The sequence below is a fragment of the Bacillus sp. ok061 genome (assembly GCF_900108285.1).
In the GTDB taxonomy this organism is placed as follows: Bacteria; Bacillota; Bacilli; order Bacillales; family Bacillaceae_G; genus Bacillus_A; species Bacillus_A thuringiensis_S.
In genome coordinates this window covers 26843-45606 of the sequence record NZ_FNUW01000033.1, presented here as the reverse complement: position 1 = coordinate 45606, position 18764 = coordinate 26843, and the positions used below count along the sequence as shown (strand labels likewise).

Below are 18764 nucleotides of genomic sequence, written 5' to 3'. Positions count from 1 at the left end.
TGTCAAGAAATCACTAACACTAAAGTTCAAGTATAAAAACATAAACCACTCGATAAATGGGGTAGTATGATGAAAAAACTTAGTAGAAAGCGTTTGAGAAAAGATATTCAGGAACTTGAGAGTGTAAGTATGCTGCTCCAAAATGATCAAGAGTGCGAACTCAAGCAGAGTGTATCTGCGAATGAAGAAGTTTTGAGACAAGTTTTTGAAAATTGTTCGGATATTGTTTTTCGTCCAATAATCATAGATAGTCAAAATAAAATTCTTTTTATTTATATAGATGGATTAGTTGACACTAAAGTTGTGGAACAAGTTGTTTTGAAACCAATGATGTTCGAAGGTCTGCCTAGTGGAGTAAAGGGTGTGGATTCGGTAGGAGAAATTATACAAAATCAGCTCATTGCGGTTTCTCAAGTAAAGACAATCTCTAAAGTTCGTGAGGTTATAGAAGCAGTATTGAAAGCGAATATCGTCATTTTAACAGAAGGAGAGAGTCAAGCTCTAGTCGCTGATTTAAAAGGTTTTGAAAAACGAGGTATTGAAGAGCCGGCTGCCGAGATCTCTGTTCGTGGCCCTCGGGACGGGTTTACGGAAACGATAAGGGTCAATACGAGCCTGATTCGCCGAAGAATTCGAAGCCAAAAACTAAAAATGGAACCTTATTCGATTGGGGAATTGTCACAGACAGATGTGGTAATTGCCTATATTGAGGGAATTGCACCTGATTCGGTTTTGGATGAAGTTCGCCAAAGGGTAAAGCGAATTCAAATTGATGGAGTGTTGGAGTCAGCTTTCATTGAAGAGTTTATTGAGGACCAACCCTTTTCGCCCTTTCCACAAATTCAAAATACTGAGCGGCCAGATGCGGTTTGTGCAAGTTTATTAGAGGGGAAAGTCGCCATTTTAGTAGATAACACACCTTTCGTTTTGATCGTTCCTATGACATTTTGGACTGGTCTGCAAGCAGCGGAGGATTATTACGAACGCTCCATCTACACAACTTTTGTTCGATGGATTCGTTTAATATTAATTAATATTTCATTATTTCTTCCTTCTCTCTATGTTGCTATTACAACCTTTCATCCTAAATTAATTCCGACAAATTTGCTTATTAGTATTGCAGCTGCGCGAGAAGGCATTCCGTTCCCGGCTGTCATAGAAGCGCTAATGATGGAGTTTTTATTTGAAGGCTTGAGGGAAGCGGGGGTTCGGTTACCAAAACCTGTTGGATCAGCAGTTAGTATTGTCGGAGCACTTGTTATCGGGCAAGCTGCTGTGCAAGCAGGTATTATTTCCGCACCTTTGGTCATTGTTGTGGCGACGACCGGTATTGCGTCATTTGCGTTCCCGCGCTACAACTTAGGAACAGCTTACCGGATGTTACGCTTTCCGATGCTGTTATTGGCAGGGATGCTCGGGCTATACGGTGTTGCAATAAGTACCCTTGCGATTTTGATTCATTTAACTAACATTCGTTCTTTTGGCATTCCGTATTTAAGTCCAGTTGCACCTCAGACTCCTCGTGATTTAAAGGATATTTTTCTCCGAACACCTCGTTGGAATATGACCCACCGCCCAATAATGGTATCTGGTGAAGAGAAAGTCCGTTTTCCAGGTGGACAAAAGCCAGATGAGAAACGGGGAGGGGAAACAGAATGAGCCTGCACAAGGCACTCTGTATGATACTGGTCATTTCTTTATGCTTCTTGACGGGATGTTGGGATCGGACAGAATTAAATGATTTGGCAATAGAATTAGGATGGGGACTTGATCAAGCGAAGAATAATAAGATTGAAATTAGTGCTCAGTTTATTATTCCATCAAAAATGGGAATGGGACAGAGCGGAAGAAGTAATGCAGGAAAAGCGTTTTTTACAGAATCGGGAACGGGAAGGGATACACATGAAGCTATACAAATGATGCAAACAAAAATGTCGAGAGAAATTTTTCGAGGGCACCAGCGTGTAATATTGATTGGAGAAAAAATGGCTAAAAGTGGTCTTGCTCCAGTTTTAGATGCATATAGCCGCGATCCTGATATTCGATTACGAGCAGGTGTGTTTGTCATAAAAGGGAATACTGCAAAAGATTTTCTGAAAGCATCCATCCCTTTAGAGTCTATCCCGGCACTTGGGGCACTTAAAGAGCATATGCAAATAGAGGCAGCGGGAGATATGTCTTTATTAAATTTTCTTATTGCTGGTACGAGTGATGGAATCATCCCGATTTTGCCCGTTATTAAACTAAATGTGTCTCATAAAAAAGGTAAAACCGTGGTCAAAGGGTTTCAAATTGTAGGCGGTGCTATATTTAACAACGATTTCAAATTGGTAGGATACTTAAACATGCAGGAATGGTTAACTACTCTTTGGATAGTGAATCGTTTAAGTAAACAGACAGTTACAGCAACGGCCTCTAAAGGAAATGGTAGTGCAAGTTTATATATGACAAAGATCAATAGAAAAATCATACCTACTATACAAGGGGACACAATTAAGTGTGACATTGTTTTTTCTGGTGAAGGAACAATTCAGGAGAACAATACGAATTTAGATCTTTCACAGCCAAAAAATCTTACTCTTTTAGAACATGTATTGGAAAAACAGTCCGAAAAGAAAGCTCTCCAAACTATTAAAAAGGTTCAAAAACAATACGGAACTGATATCTTTGGATTTGGAGAAGCCATTCATCAAAAATATCCATCCGAATGGAAAGGGTTAAAAAAGAATTGGAGTAAACAATTTCGAAAAGTGGAGGTTTCTGTTCGTACAAAGCTTACTATTCGGCGAGTAGGACTGACTGGACCACCGTTGCAGTTGAAGAAAAATGAAATGAAAAAATAAGGAGGAATATAGAGTGTGAGAAAATCGATGAAAATCTCTGGCAGGCAAATCTTTTGGATGATGTTCACATTTGAAGTGGGACAATCACTCCTTCTAGTTATTCCAGCGACGATTCGTACGGTCAAACAAGATGCGTGGATCTCGATTTTGATTGCAGGAGCGATAGGGGTTGCTCTTACTTTTTTGGCAACTACACTTGGTTCGCTTTATCCGAAACAAACTCTCATTGAATTTAGTCAAACTATTCTTGGTAAATGGCTAGGAAAGCTACTGATGATTCCTTACTTCTTTGGGTGGTACATGATAATTTGGATAACCGTCCGTGAATTTGGTGAGTTCATTATTATCGCTTTGTTTCATAATACACCTTTGTGGGGCATTGTCTTTACTGCGATGTTATTGCTCATTTTTATCATTTACCAAGGAGGGGTGGAAGGTATTGGACGTTTAAGTGAAATCATAGGGCCAATTGTACTTTTAATGATAACGTTTGTAATCATTTTGAATGTTGGCAATATGAATTGGGATTATATGCGGCCTATTTATCACGATTCTGGCTGGCTTCCCATCCTTAAAGGTTCCTATACCCCTGTAGCCGCATTTTTTGGAGAGGCTGTTATGATGATGATGTTCGTTTTCTTTATGGATAAACCAGAGCAAGCGTCATCAAGAGCGATGTTGGGTGTAGGATTAGCCGTTTTCATGGTAACGATCGGAACATTAGCGGTCATTTTAACATTCGGTCCGAATTTATCTTCAAGTTTTTTGTATCCGGTTTACGATTTGAGCCGATACATATCTGTCATGGAGTTCATTCAAAATGTGGATATTTTGATAGTTATTATTTGGTTTTTTAGTATTTTTGTGAAATTGGCGTTATACATGTTCATCGCTTGTTATGGAACAGCGCAAATATTTCATTTGAAGGATTGGCGAAAAGTAGCGTTAGTTCTTGCTCCTATTTCGTTCATCATAGCTGTGTCAGTTAAAAATATCCAGACATTTACCCATTATTACTACATATTTTTCGTAATTCCAATTGCATTTCCCGTTTATGAGCTAGGGATTCCTTTACTGTTATTGGTGGTTGGCAAAATTCGAAGGAAATATGCATAAACCCAATCGTTAATATGTTTGGAGGGCAGGTATACTTTTAGTTTTTTGACTAATATAAAAAGAGAAAAATCCTACTCATAAGTGTAGGATTTTTTGTTTGTATATTACGTTACAAGAGTTTCCTTATTTTCTCCGGAATGTCCTTTTTAGAAATGTATGCAACAGAGTCTTTATAGTAAGAGTATTTTGTTGGGGATAATCAAAAAAACGTATATTGCAATATAAAAATTCGCTTTAATACTAAAGGATACCTGACTACAATTCCTATAAATTCTTCTCAATAATTGAAAATAAAATCAATCCAGATTATTATATTGTTATTGTAATTATAAATATAATTACATTTTATTGAAGGAGGATACAAAGATGAAAAACTCAAAAGGCTCTATTGAATCAGAGATAAGCAAAGCAATTACTCACTGGGAAAAGGACTACCTAGGACGCGGATCTATATCCGTTAAGACAGATATATTACGGGATATGATTATTGTAAATTTACAAGGTATTTTAACGCCAGCTGAATATACTGTTTGCGAAACGAAAGACGGTATGCTAACGATAAAGAAAAATCGTTCGGAGCTAGTTGAATCTGGAATTGAAGATTTGAAAGATATTATTCTAGAATTAACAGGAGAAAAAGTGAAAAGCTTTCATACGGATATAAGCTCCCGTACAGGCGAACGAGTAATGATTTTTAAATTGCTTCATAATCTTGAGGAGAAATTTTAAAAATACCTTAAGGTTAGTGGAAGGATTAAGAAACCTACAAGTTTTGCACTTTATTAACAGGCTAATAATTAAAAACTTGAAGTTATTTAGATATAATAAATCTTAATTCTAATAACTCTTAAAAAACGGATAAAGAAATTGACAAACTGCTTAATATGGTTTATCTTATAATTGTTTTAAAAATTAATGGATGCTCATTTTAACAGTTTGCTATAATTAAGGCTTTAGCATTTTTTTAATATGTAATATTGACTAAATGAAAAAGTTTCTTAATTAAAAGATAGCGTATAACATAAATTGATATATTGATTGCATAATCTAGGAGATCAGAAATATACATTTCTTTTTAATAGGAGTAATACATACATTATTATCCTCTATAAAATGGGAGCTCTTCAAAAAACTTTATTGAAGTTAGTTGAAGGGAAACCGACAATCTCCATAATTCAATGATGATATAAAATCATTGAATTATGGAAGTTGTCGGTTTTTTTTATGGGAAAAAACGATGCACTAAAAAGAGTGAATGGAAATGGAAATTAAAAAACTATCTTACTTAAAAGAAATTTTTATTTTCGTTTGGAAGGGAGTATTATACATGTTAATTTCGCTAAGTTCATCAACACTGTTAACATTATTTTTTATGGCACTTAGTGCTTCTTGGCTAAGTGGATTATTGTTTTTAAATGCAAGGATACCTTTACGTTTTGTTCATATCCATATTGCTATCGCCGCTTTGCCTTCATTGGTTTCTTTACTCGCACTTGTTAATAACAATGGAGATAGAGTTGTGGGGCCTTGGCATCTAGATACTTTAGCTTGGTTAATGGCTTTCTTTGTTCTTACAATTGGTTTAATCATTCAGCGTTTTTCTGTACGTTACTTAATGGGAGATCGCTCATATCGAAAATACTTTGCACTTTTTACATTTACTACAAGTGTATCTTCGGTTGCATGGTTAAGTGACGATCTTCGCTTAATGATCATTTGTTGGGGAGCAACGCTTATAGGATTGGTTCTACTCATAGGGCTAAATAAAGGGTGGAAAGTAGTTAGTGAAGCAACAAAAATCTCTGGTTATTTATTTACATTAAGTTGGATTGCCTTGCTATCAGCTATAATCTGGCTTTTTCAAATAACAGGACAGTGGCAGTTAACATCAGTTTTAATGAATGAAAATGTAGCACAATATGGAACATTGGAAAGAACAGCAATCAATTTATTAATTATATTAGCTGTGATGATTCCAGCAGCACAATGGCCTTTTCAAAGATGGTTAATTGAATCTGCTGTTGCTCCAACTCCTGTTTCAGCTATTATGCATGCGGGTTTAGTAAATGCTGGTGGTATCATGTTAACTAGATTTTCGCCTCTTTTTCATGATGATATTGCACAAATCATTTTACTTATTTTCTCTAGTATTTCTGTCTTAATCGGAACAGGAATTAGTTTAGTCCAAGTTGATTATAAACGTCAGCTAGTAGGTTCAACTATTGCACAAATGGGATTTATGCTTATTCAATGTGCATTAGGCGCTTATTTAGCGGCTATTATTCATTTAATTTTACATGGTTTGTTTAAAGCTACACTGTTTTTACAAGCTGGTTCTTCAGTAGAACGTTTTGGGGTAGTGAAGCAGTCTAATGAAAAGATGTCCAATTTATGGATTATAGTCGGGCGTGTTTTAGGATTATTTATAGCAATTACTTTCTGGTTTATCACCTCTGGAGAGGGGTATCAACTAGTTAGTGCTTTAATCTTAGGCTGGTCACTATACTTTTCATGGAAACAGCTTGTTGTTTTTGGAGAGGGAAGAATGGGACGAATTGCTGGCTTAATTGTTTTGATTGGATTTTCTCTCATTTACTTTACTGTTCATAATTCTCTTTATAAATGGTTGCATACTGATATTTATCAAAGTGTTCAACCTTCAGTTCCAGCCGTTATCTTTGTTATATGTATTTTACTATTTAGTAGTGCTATTAGTACTTTCGTTACTCGTAATCAATCTTCTACTTTATTCGCTGTACTTTATCTTTGGTTAGTTCGAGTAGGTGAGGCGAGAAGAAAGTCAGTAGAAAGTCACCCAAGCTACCTGAAACATTATGTATCAAAGGGAGGTAATTCGTGATGAGCATACCGTCAATATTAAAGAAAGATACAAACATTGATATGCAAGAAAATAATATAAATGATTTAGTTGCATCTGCTAGCCGAGTGATTGCACCACTTTGGCCTATCTCTACGTTTGCAGCTCACCACCCTTGGATGGGACTTGAAAAGCAATCATTTGAACAAGTCGCAAATTGGTTAAAAGAAGCTCGTAATGTGGATATTTATCCTAGTGCCTCCATGATTCATTCGGCAAAAGCGAAAGGTGAGATTGAGGAATCATTTTTACAAATGAGTTTGTCTCGTTGGCTGGATTCACAATCTTTTAATATTCCGCGAGAGAAAGCAGAGCGATTTTGCCAAGTAGCTTTAAAGTTAGAAAAATTACCTTCTAGTCTATTATCATCGCCAGAATTAAATAAATTGGCAGAAGAAATGAGTTATATAAATACAGCAAGTATGAAAGCCTCTGTTATGCAGCCAATAAGTTCGCTTATAGAGAATCAAAATAGTGAAAACCTATCTGATATTCTTAATTATCATATCATTAAATGGTGTAAATTATATCTTGATGACTCCGGATCAAGTTGGACGATGCCAAATCGAGAGAAAGGTTTTTATCGTGCATGGCAACACCTTATTAAATTTGATCCAGCGCTCAGTAAAAATGAGCGTAAAGTTTTAAAAGATTGGCCACAAGATGCCCAAGTAGCTTTAGCGAGAGCATTATCTGAAATAGGAATTTCTGAATCTAACATACAAGCTTACCTTGAAGGACACTTACTTTCTTTGCCTGGGTGGGCAGGAATGATACGATGGCGCTCACAACAATCAATTCAGGAACAGGAACTCCTAATAGAATATTTAGCAGTTCGAATTTCTATGGAGCTGGCTATTGCAAAAACTTATTTACCTTTAAAAAATCAAAAGGTTGAGAAAAAAGTTGCGATCGTCCCGCTTATAGCTTCTTGGATCTATTGGGGAGATATTTCAATAGAGGAATGGTTACAAATGCCTGCAGCTGAACAAAGCGAATTATTAGCATTTGCTTATCGTTTTGATGAAAATATTTGCAGGAAACTTTGGTTGGAAGCCTGGGAACAGACGCATGCAGAGCAATTAAGGGAGAAGATTGGTTCTAAACAGCGTGTAACTAATGATAAAAAGCATGTATTAGCTCAATTAGCATTTTGTATTGATGTACGTTCAGAACCGTTTCGTCGCCACTTAGAAAAACTAGGTCCGTTTGAAACGTTTGGAATAGCTGGTTTCTTTGGGTTACCAATTGCAACTAGTGAACTAGGTAGTAATGACAGCCATCCTTCTTTGCCAGTTATACTGAAACCGAAGCATCAAATAAAAGAGCTCACAGATGAAAATGAATTTAAATCTTATGAGCAACGTAAGAGGGTAGGCAGTTCGGTGCGTTATACATTTAAAACGATGAAACAGAACGTACTGACGAGTATGGCGCTACCTGAGTTAAGTGGTCCTTTATTTGGTCTACAAATGGTGACAAGAAGCTTTGTCCCAAGAGGAGTTGGTGGTTTAATTCGTAACCTTCGTAAAACTATGTTACAAAAACCTGATACAACATTCTCGCTTAATCATGTTTATGACACAAAAGGCGGGATACCTATCGGTTTTACGAAAGAAGAAAAAGTGAATTATGTGCGTCAAGCTTTAAAAATGGTGGGACTGACAGAAAAATTTGCTCCTTTAGTTGTAATGTGTGGACATAGTAGTCAAAGTACGAATAATCCTTATGCTGCAGCACTTGAATGTGGTGCTTGTGGCGGAGCAGCAGGAGGATTCAATGCAAGAGTTTTTGCTACTTTATGTAATCTTCCAGAAGTGAGAGAAGCGTTGTTTGCTGAAGGTATTAAAATTCCTGAGGATACCATTTTTGCAGCAGCTGAACATAAAACAACAGTGGACGAATTGGAATGGATTTACGTCCCAGAACTTTCGGAAGCTGCGCAAGAAGCATTTGATTGTATCGAGTCGATTATGCCAAATGTGAGCCAACATGCAAATAGAGAGCGTTTAACGCAATTACCAAATTTTAAAACGAAAATAAAAAATGCGAGTAAAGAGGCACATCGATTTGCAGAAGATTGGAGTGAAATACGTCCAGAATGGGGATTAGCTCGTAATGCATCTTTTATTATCGGGCAACGAGAATTAACTCAGGATTGTGACTTAGAAGGTAGGGCGTTCCTCCATAATTATGATTGGAAACAGGATGAAAGTGGCGATATATTAGCTAACATTATTGCAGGACCAGGAACAGTAGCTCAGTGGATAAATTTACAATATTACGCTTCAACTGTAGCGCCTCATTATTATGGTAGTGGAAACAAAACAACCCAAACTGTAACGGCAGGTCTCGGTGTTATGCAAGGAAATGCAAGTGACCTGTTGCCAGGCTTACCTTGGCAATCGGTTATGCAGTCAGATAGTGAGACGTATCATTCACCACTTCGTTTACTAATTGTAATTCAAGCGCCTATTGAATATATAGAGCGTTTGCTAAATAATGATTTCACATTTCGAGAAAAAGTTAAAAATGGATGGGTTAGACTTACAAGTGTTGATCCAGAGGGACGTTGGAAAAACTGGTAACAACTATGTAATGAATAATCAACTATTGTTACTAGCTTAAAAGTTTCATAAATACAATAATGAAGAAGGAGTGCTTCATATGAATTCAAAGAATAAAAAAGTTTTATTGTTAACAGACATTGAACACGGAATAGAGCCTATTATCCAACAAGTAACTAACAGTCAACAAGAAAACATGTTGACTATACACAGCTACGATTCTGTAATTGTACATCCTTATGGAGATATAATGAGATCTATTATTATTGCTATTTATCAAGAAAATGTTGAAGAAATTTTTGTTGTAGGAATAGAGGATAAAGAAACTTCTCCAGTTAATCTACAAATTCAACGTGATTTCATAAAAAATAACAGGGAACTAGACTATCTCTTTGAAAATTGCATGCCTGAATTTTCAAGTGGTAGCCTCGATGAATGGCTAAGTGGAAAAGAAAATGTTAGTGAAAATATTGAGAAGAGTATAGATATGATTTGTCATCATCCACTAGTACCGTCTGATGTTAAAGTTCATGGTTTCAAGATTGATAGAATAGGGGAAAAAGAAACGGTTGTTAAAATTCCTACTAATAAAATAGTTGAAAAAGTTAACTAATTTATTAAAGACAAATAAATTCTTATGTATAAATTGCTGTTGTATAATAAATTTTATTATGTTTTAAGAATCAGAAGAGGTAGCCATGCAAAATAAAATTATCGTTATGTTTCAAAAAGATTTTCGTTTATATGATAACCCAGCGCTATTTGAGGCTGTTCAGTCTGGTGAGGTTCTTCCAGTATATGTACAAGATGAAGCTTTTTCAATGGGGGAGGCATCAAAGTGGTGGTTGCACCATGCTGTAATAGATGTAAAGAAGCAACTTGAGGCATTGGGCTCCACTTTAATAATTCGTAAAGGACGTACGGAGGAAGCAATACTTTCTCTCATAGAAAAATTAGATATAACGGCTGTATATTGGAATATTTGCTATGATCCGGACAGGTTAAAATCTAATCAAAAAATGAAAATGATGTTAGAAGATAAAGGTATTATTTGTAAGGAATTTAATTCGCATTTATTATTAGAATCGTGGATTATAAAAAAGAAGGATAACACTGAATATAAGGTGTTTACGCCTTTTTATAATGCATTTCAAAAGCAGGTAATACCTAAGCCTGTTAGTAAAGTGCAGAGTATAAAATGGGGAAGCTCTTTGCCAGCAAGCTTATCTGTTTCAGAATTACACTTGCTACCAACGATACCGTGGACATCTCATATTGAATCAATGTGGGAGCCTACAGAGGAAGGGGCATACAAAACATTCAAGAAATTTTTCTCTAGCAAATTAGCCTCTTATAGTGAAGGAAGGGATTTTCCAAATCAAAATGCTCATTCGATGTTGGCGCCATATCTTTCATTTGGCCAAATATCAGTGAAGTTAATGTATCATTACTTAATAAATAAAAGTACCGAAAGACAATGTAGTCTTTTTGAAAAACAAGTGAATAGCTTTATACGCCAATTAATTTGGCGAGAGTTTTCTTATTATTTGCTATATCACTATCCGTTTGCAGTATATAAACCTCTTAATAAGAACTTTGAACATTTTCCGTGGAATAAGGAAGAGGAGTTATTAAGAGTATGGCAAAAAGGTGAAACTGGTTATCCGTTTATTGATGCGGGAATGCGGGAGCTTTGGCAAACAGGTTTTATGCATAATCGGACAAGAATGGCTGTAGCCTCTTTTCTTGTAAAACATTTATTAATTCCGTGGCAGGAAGGAGCAAAATGGTTTATGGATACACTACTAGATGCGGATATTGCAAATAATACAATGGGATGGCAATGGGTTGCTGGAAGTGGAGCAGATGCATCACCGTACTTTCGTATTTTTAATCCTATCACACAAGGAGAAAAGTTTGATAAAAATGGAGAGTATATAAGAAAATGGGTACCAGAATTAAGAGATATACCGAATAAGTATATACATAAACCTTGGGAAGCACCTGAGCATATTTTACAAAAGGCCAATATTAAGCTTGGTAATGCATATCCTTTGCCAGTCGTTGATCATAAGGCAGCACGCGAGAGAGCACTGTGTGCATATAAAAGTATGAAAGAGTTCGTATAAAATAGATTAAACGATATGTATTTGAAATTTAAATATTAGAAATTTATCCATTACAAGGACATACTAATCATATAAAGTTTCTAAAACCTTCTACTGAAAAAGGAGAATGTTTATGAAAAAATCTAGTATCATAGTATTTTTACTAACATATGGTTTGTTTTATGTTTCTAGTATTTTATTTCCTATTGATCGTATTTGGTACGATGCACTAGAAAAGCCGTCTTGGACACCTACTGGTATGACAATCGGAATGATTTGGGCTGTATTATATGGACTTATTGCATTATCAGTTGCAATTATTTACAACAAATATGGATTAAAGCCAAAAACATTTTGGTTTGTATTCCTTTTAAATTATATGTGCAATCAAGCGTTCAGCTACTTTCAATTCAGTCAAAAAAATTTGTTTTTAGCAACAGTAGACTGTTTACTAGTCGCTATTACTACGTTACTTCTCATAGCGTTTTCTTCCAATTTATCTAAAGTATCGACATGGTTGCTAATTCCGTATTTTTTATGGTCTGCATTTGCTACATATTTATCTTGGACAATTTATAGTATAAATTAAAGACGTAAATGAAAACTTGAGCATAATAAAAATGCTCGAGTTTTTATGTTTATTAATGGTAATCTAAAATATAGAATATATACATCTTAGGGAGGTCATACATATGAAGAAATGGATAAAAATTGTTCTGTACTCTTTACTCGGTATTTTACTTATAGGGAGTATTACTTTTTTTACTTGGTCCCAGTTTACTTACAAACCAACGAAAGAGGCTTTGTCGTTAGTGGATGATAAAAAAGATGAAGATAATATAGTTTTTGGAGCGAAAGATGCTAAAGTAGGGGTTATTTTTTATCAAGGTGCTAAAGTAGAAGCTGAGGCTTATAGTTACTTAGGGGAAGCTCTTGCAAAAGATGGGCATTTTGTAGTAATGCCTAAGTTACCATTAAACTTAGCGATACTTGGAATCAATGCGGTAGATAGTGTAATTGAAGAGTATCCTGGGGTTCAAAAATGGTACGTTGCTGGACATTCAATGGGCGGAGCTATGATTTCTAAGTATGCCTTTCAGAATGAAGACAAGGTAGACGGGATCATTTTCTTAGGCTCTTATCCTGCAGAAGATTTCTCTACAAAATCGATTCCAATGTTATCTATTTATGGAGAAGTAGATGCTTTAGCAACTGTAGAAAAAATAGAGAACAATAAAAAGTTCATGTCCAAAAATACAACTATGCACATGATAAAAGGGGGCAATCATGCTCATTTTGGCATGTATGGTGAGCAAAAAGGTGATAATGCGAGTTTAATTACGCCAAAAGCACAACGAGATGAAACAGTGAAAGTAATTGAGCAATGGTTATTAAAATAATGATAGCGAATTTCATAAATTTATCAAAAGAATGCCTCTCTCTTAAGATAGTACAATGATAGACGAGAGAGGAAATAAAGAGCCAACTCATACGAGTAGGCTCTTTTAATTATCTACTATTTTCAATTGTCCTCTTATTTTCTACCGAATGTCCTTTTCAGAGATAACATCGTAAGAGTACACATACTTACCTTTTACATGAATTTTTAAGTAAGTTTTTCTTATAAAGTCATTAGGAGTGTTCGTTCCTACTGTATATTTTTTCTCATTCCTTAATTCATCAACACCTTTTAGTGAGTACATAGCTCTTCCTTTATGATGGTAATCCGGAACACCATATCCTGTCGCAACGGCATATACATTTTTCTCTTCAGCAATCGGATTAAATTTGTCTAAATTCCCGCGTAATATGAAAGGTAGTAAGTATATAGGAAGACCGATTCCTATTATGCAAATTATAAATTTCTTCATGATCGTTTCTCTTCTTGTTCATTTATATGCTTCAGTATAGAAAAAAATTCTTATGAATAAAGGGAGATTTTCTTAAGTTTTTCTTAAAAAGAGTTTAAAGGTTATTTTAACCAAACATTATGTTACTAGAACATATAGAAGAGAAAAGAAAAACTATCATCAACATGTTAAACATGTATCTTTATAGGGTAGCGAGTATTGGGGAATTTACACAATTTAGATTCTGAAATTTTACGATTAGTAGTCGTTAGGGAAGAGAGAGGGTTTAGAGTTTCAGATGTGTGTCAGTTACAATTGAAAAGTTACATCAACAACAAAAAGGAATACATGAGTAAAAAAGACAGCAAGAAATGTATCTAATGTCTTAAAAGTGTAATTGTAGGAACTATTAGGATATTTTTCCTTAATATATGCATACTAAACATACTATAAAAGGTACATAGAAAGTGAGGGAATCATGGCTAAATTTTTGACACGTTTAAAATATAGAGACAACCCTAAGTCATGTTCAATACGAGACAATACTCATTTTCAGGAAAAAAATATTGAAGACTCCCTCTTAGACGCTGATTTATCCAAAAACATAGCTCATATTCAGAATATATTTCGTCAAGCGCCTGATTTAGTAATTCGGCAGTTTCAAATAACAGTAGGTGGATTAGAAGCAGCCTTAGTATACTTATCTGGATTAACAGATAAAGAATTGATTCAAAATCATGTTCTCAGTCCTTTGATGAATATTGATTTTGATACTAATAGAGAACTTCCAATTCCGTTAGGACAAATTAAGATTATTAATACATTAAGTCAGATTGAAAATGCTATTTTTGGAGGAGATAGTGTTTTATTAATTCACAGTCGAACAACAGCACATCAATTGGATACAAAAGGATGGCCACAAAGAAGTGTTGAAGATGCACATAACGAAATAGCTCTAAAAGGTACACATCAAGCATTCATAGAAACTGGAAGTCAAAATATCGCAATGATTCGAAGATATATTCCTCATCGTGAATTAGCGATAAAAGAAACAGTAATTGGTGTACGAAGCAAAACCAAAATTTCTATTTTATATTTGAAAGATGTAGCTTCTGAAGATGTGCTGAAGGAATTAGAAACACGAATTCAAAATATTACAATCGACGCAGTGACTAGTAATGGCGAACTTATAGAATTCATTGAAGATCACCCTTACTCGCCGTTTCCGCAATTTATATTAACTGAAAGACCTGATTTGGCTGTATCTCACATTTTACAGGGCAGATTTGTAACTGTAATGGATCATTCACCTAATGTATTAATTACTCCAACAAATTTTATTTCCTTTTTTCAAGGAGTGGATGATTACGGTACAAGGTGGTTAGTTGCTTCATCTATTCGGTTGCTTCGTTTTGTCGCCTTTATGGTTGCTTTATTTCTGCCGGCGAGTTATGTTGCGTTTATTTCCTTTAATTTTGAAGTTATTCCTGTAGAGCTATATTTATCTATTGCTGAATCAAGAACGCGCGTACCCTTTTCTCCAGTTATGGAAGCGTTACTTATGGAAATAACATTGGAAACGATGAGAGAAGGGGCTTTACGGATACCTACTCCGATTGGTCAGACAGTTGGAATTGTAGGTGGTATTGTCATTGGTCAGGCGGCTGTTCAGGCGGGAATTGTAAGCAATATTATGATTATTGTTGTCGCTGTTACCGCTATCTCTTCTTTTGTTATTCCTAACTATGATATGGGAGCGGCAGTAAGACTTTTACGTTTTCCAATGATGCTAGCAGCTGCCTTATTTGGAATTGTAGGACTTGTTATCGGGTGGATGACTTTAATTGGGCATCTAAGTAGTCTTAAATCGCTAGGTACATTTTACGGAACACCATTAGCACCCTTTCGTTTTGCAGATATGAAAGATGTTTTTGTACGCTTTCCTTTATGGACGATAAGAAGGCGTCCTAAGGGGAATGGAACCAATCAAACTATTCGACAAGGAAAGAATCGTAATAAAAGGTGAAATTATGAAAAAGTATGCCTATAATGAAATCACTCTTATGCAGTATATTATTTTAATTAATGGAGTGCAGGTGGGCACTGGCGTTTTATCGCTTCCACGTGTGCTTGCAGAAAAGGCTGGAACAGATGGATGGATAGCTATATTGATTGGTTGGATTTTCTCCACAATATCAGGTGTGTTTATAGTGAAAACAGCTGCAAGATATCCTGAGGATACGATTTATGATATTCTTATACGATTGTTTGGAAAAATAGTAGGGAAAGCATTCGTTGTTATTTACATGATGTACTTCGCTTTTTATTCTTGTATCGTTCTTATAAACGCTATGCTTTACCTTAAGGGATGGCTTCTCCCGAAAACACCTGACTATATCGTTATCTTTTTGTTTTCGATTCCTACCTATTTTGTTGCACGTAGCGGTCCTAGTATTTTAGGACGATACGCTGAACTTTTTTTTTATATGGCGCTGTGGATTCCGATATTTTTTTTAATCCCTCTTATAGGGAATGGAAGTTGGATGCCCTTTTTTCCGCTTTTAAAAGAAGGGTGGAAACCGATATTAACCGCTGTACCAAGCACTGTTTATGCTTATTTAGGGTTTGATATTGCTTTCTTTTTATATCCATTTTTACAAAAAAAACAGTATGCAGTCCATGGAATGGTTATAGCAAACACCTTAACAATGTTATTTTATTTATTTGCTACTATTGTTTGCTTTGCCTATTTTAGCCCTGATAGCATTACGCAATATAATCAACCGGTAATAAATTTACTGAAAGTAATTGAATTTCGTTTTTTAGAACGTTTTGACATGATTTTATTGGCTGTTTACTTAACCATTGTTTCCACATCATGGATCCCTGCCCTATACTGTTCGGTATTTTGTTCTAGCCAATTACTTAGAAAACAAGATCACAGCTCTCATGTAGTTGTTCTCTTATTGCTTATTATCGGATTCACATTTTGGACTCATCCTAGTTGGAATGAAGCCGAAATTTGGCAACAGGTATTATCGAATACTGGATTAGGATTAACATATATATTACCTATTATCTTATGGCTGTATTGCTGTCTATATGAGAAGTTTCGCCGGAGGAGAATACATTGAAAAGAAAAGTACTATGTTGTATTTTGTTATTGGTGTTCTTGATGACTGGATGCTTCGATCAAAGAAATGTTGAAGATGTTTCTCTTACTCTTATTCTTGGTATCGATTTAGATCCTAATGATAATTTATTAGTGTATATATCAAGCCCTGTTTTCAATAAAGAAGCAAAAATAAAAGAAGAAACTACTGGTGTGAAATCTGCTACGGTTCGAAAATCTAGAGACCAATTTGATGCTACGGTTATGGCACTTACCGCCGGAAGTAAAACACAGGTCATTTTAGTTGGAAAAAGGCTACTGAAACAAAAAAACTGGGAAAATTACCTCGATCCATTTTACCGGGATCCGAAAAATACAGTTACTGCAAGGGTTGTCGCTGTGGATGGACCTGTTTCGGACGTCATCTTTTATAGCCCAAAAGATAAACCAAGGCTTCCTATATATTTGACAAAACTAGTTGATACCGCTTTTTTAAGAAATATTACAGTGAAAACAACACTTCAAGAATTATATGAACAAAAAGCAGACAAAGGGCTAACAGCAAATATTACTGAAGTGAAAAAAAAGCATAAAATATGGGTGACAGGTACAGCCTTATTGGATGAAAAAGGAAAGTACAAATTAACGTTAGAACCTGATGAAAACAAACTCTTACGTATTTTGCAACAAGGAACTGCAGGGGAGTTATCATTTACAGTTCCAATTAAGATAAATTCGAATAGTCAAGATAAAGAATTGATAAGTTTTACTGCCTATGGTATTAAAGTAAAGACAAAGACAAAATATGATAATCATTTTATATTTAATGTGTATGTAAAGATGAGAATCGGTATTACAGAACGACTTTTTTCCTTTAATACAAGAAAAGACGCAGCAAAATTACAAAAGGCGATTGAAACTAAGCTGGAAGCTGATTTCAAGCAATTAATACAAAAAATACAAACCGCCAAAATCGATCCTATTGGGCTTGGAGGGTATGCGAGAACGTACACATATTCAGAATGGAAAAAAGTCCAAAATAATTGGAATAACGCATTAGCAAAAGGCGATGTAAACGTCAAGGTTAAGATTAAAATTGGTGGGATGGGAACGATTAAGTAACATGAATTCAACTGTGATTCGTACTAAGATTGTAAGTACTGTCTGTTTTAGAAGGAGAAATGCCTTGAATAAGAGTGTCGCCACATCGCTATCAATCTAAGGTTTTATAGTACCCCCAGAATGAAATTTTGTGTTAACTTGTAACAAGAACGCTCATTTTTTCATCTTGGGGTAATTCTGAATTCTTAAGTTGATGGGCATAGGGTCTCGTCACATGTCCATGGATTAAAGAAAGAGCCTATTATTAAACTGTCCATTTTATAGGGTACAGATTAAACTACAACCTTTTTTCTTCGATCACCTGAAGAGCCGCAAGAAAAGGCAGAAGAGTATCAAAAAAAGATACAAACCGGACAAGAAAATGGAGGGTTGACATTAGTAGTAGAATTTAATGTTCAAATCATCGGTTTTCTATTTTTTTCTAGACCCCCCATATGAGTTTACACCATACCGGTTCATTTGGAATGGGGATTGGATCAAAATTACTTTCTCATTTTATAGAATGGGCAAAAGAACAAGAATGATTAGAAAAGATATGCCTGGATGTATTTTCAAACAACGAACGAGCTATAAATTTATACAAAAGATTAGGGTTTAAAGAAGAAGGTAGGAAAATAAACCAAATTAGGTTCAAAGATGGTTCTTATGCTGACATTATTTTTATGGCTCTTTATATAGAAATACCGAGTAACCACTCATTCTAAGGATAAGTGGTTACTTGCAGTTTGTTTAAATAGAGAAATTGGGCTTTTCCGTTATAGGTAACATTTTTCAATGCGTAAATAAGAAGGTTCTAGTGTAAAAACTTCAGAGCAATTGCACCAGAATCACTATTGGATCAGTTTAGATCCATAAGAATTAAAAAAGATTCGATATCCTGGAGTGAAAAGTAAAAAATAATAGAGCTTAGATTTGCAATAATAAATGTTTTTTTTCATTAGATAATTACTTTACCAATAATCGGGATGTTTGCGGATACATTTATTTTTGGGATACATAATTATATTTAGAGAATACCCAGTTACAGTATTTGAATTTTTAATAAGAAGGGATGCGAAGGAATGAACTCACAGAGACAAGGCTATGTAGGCTGGTGGCAAGGCGGGCACGGTGGTGGTTGGCCGGGTGGACACGGTGGTTGGCAAGGTGGACACGGTGGTTGGCAAGG

14 protein-coding genes are annotated in these 18764 nt (G+C 35.3%); 13 read left to right on the top strand and 1 reads right to left on the bottom strand.

Annotation, left to right across the window (positions count from 1 at the left end):
* Positions 1-66 precede the first annotated feature (66 nt).
* From C4S65_RS28580 to C4S65_RS28535, 10 genes are all read left to right on the top strand, one after another.
* A complete protein-coding gene (locus C4S65_RS28580) occupies positions 67-1659 on the top strand; it encodes a spore germination protein (RefSeq protein WP_086406332.1) in 1593 nt (530 codons plus the stop codon).
* Positions 1656-2843 (top strand): Ger(x)C family spore germination protein, encoded by a 1188-nt coding sequence (locus C4S65_RS28575; RefSeq protein WP_061665916.1) that lies wholly within the window; start codon positions 1656-1658, stop codon positions 2841-2843. The genes C4S65_RS28580 and C4S65_RS28575 overlap by 4 nt, the downstream gene beginning before the upstream one ends.
* A gap of 27 nt (positions 2844-2870) precedes the next feature.
* Positions 2871-3959, top strand: coding sequence for an endospore germination permease (locus C4S65_RS28570; RefSeq protein ID WP_003307391.1), 1089 nt, complete (start codon positions 2871-2873; stop codon positions 3957-3959).
* Between the two features lie 366 nt (positions 3960-4325).
* Positions 4326-4688, top strand: a complete 363-nt coding sequence (locus tag C4S65_RS28565) for a DUF2294 domain-containing protein (protein WP_000798160.1) — start codon at positions 4326-4328, stop codon at positions 4686-4688.
* Positions 4689-5286: 598 nt separating this feature from the next.
* On the top strand, positions 5287-6819 hold the full coding sequence (locus tag C4S65_RS28560; protein ID WP_086406348.1) for an NADH dehydrogenase subunit 5: 1533 nt from the start codon (positions 5287-5289) through the stop codon (positions 6817-6819).
* Positions 6819-9425 carry a putative inorganic carbon transporter subunit DabA gene (locus tag C4S65_RS28555; RefSeq protein ID WP_086406333.1) on the top strand — a complete coding sequence of 869 codons (2607 nt, stop codon included), beginning with the start codon at positions 6819-6821 and terminating at the stop codon, positions 9423-9425. Before C4S65_RS28560 ends, C4S65_RS28555 begins: the two co-directional genes overlap by 1 nt.
* A 79-nt stretch (positions 9426-9504) precedes the next feature.
* Positions 9505-10017 carry a carbonic anhydrase gene (locus C4S65_RS28550; protein WP_086406334.1) on the top strand — a complete coding sequence of 171 codons (513 nt, stop codon included), beginning with the start codon at positions 9505-9507 and terminating at the stop codon, positions 10015-10017.
* Between the two features lie 85 nt (positions 10018-10102).
* Positions 10103-11533, top strand: coding sequence for a deoxyribodipyrimidine photo-lyase (locus C4S65_RS28545; RefSeq protein WP_061665919.1), 1431 nt, complete (start codon positions 10103-10105; stop codon positions 11531-11533).
* Positions 11534-11645: 112 nt separating this feature from the next.
* A complete protein-coding gene (locus C4S65_RS28540; protein WP_116365587.1) occupies positions 11646-12101 on the top strand; it encodes a tryptophan-rich sensory protein in 456 nt (151 codons plus the stop codon).
* 103 nt (positions 12102-12204) lie between these two features.
* Complete coding sequence (locus C4S65_RS28535; protein ID WP_097959999.1) at positions 12205-12912, top strand: alpha/beta hydrolase; 708 nt, start codon at positions 12205-12207, stop codon at positions 12910-12912.
* Positions 12913-13053: 141 nt separating this feature from the next.
* On the opposite strand, the gene C4S65_RS28530 is transcribed toward C4S65_RS28535, so the two are convergent.
* Positions 13054-13383, bottom strand: a complete 330-nt coding sequence (locus C4S65_RS28530; RefSeq protein WP_097960000.1) for a DUF1093 domain-containing protein — start codon at positions 13381-13383, stop codon at positions 13054-13056.
* Positions 13384-13840: 457 nt separating this feature from the next.
* On the opposite strand from C4S65_RS28530, the gene C4S65_RS28525 reads away from it, so the two are divergent.
* Genes C4S65_RS28525 through C4S65_RS28515 form a run of 3 tightly spaced genes read left to right on the top strand, consistent with a single transcriptional unit; the run spans position 13841 to position 17596 of the window.
* Positions 13841-15388: a spore germination protein gene (locus tag C4S65_RS28525; RefSeq protein WP_086406339.1), complete on the top strand. Its 1548-nt coding sequence runs from the start codon at positions 13841-13843 to the stop codon at positions 15386-15388.
* A 4-nt stretch (positions 15389-15392) separates the two neighbouring features.
* Positions 15393-16496, top strand: coding sequence for an endospore germination permease (locus C4S65_RS28520; RefSeq protein WP_086406349.1), 1104 nt, complete (start codon positions 15393-15395; stop codon positions 16494-16496).
* Positions 16493-17596 carry a Ger(x)C family spore germination protein gene (locus C4S65_RS28515; protein WP_086406340.1) on the top strand — a complete coding sequence of 368 codons (1104 nt, stop codon included), beginning with the start codon at positions 16493-16495 and terminating at the stop codon, positions 17594-17596. Before C4S65_RS28520 ends, C4S65_RS28515 begins: the two co-directional genes overlap by 4 nt.
* The last annotated feature ends 1168 nt before the right edge of the window (positions 17597-18764 follow it).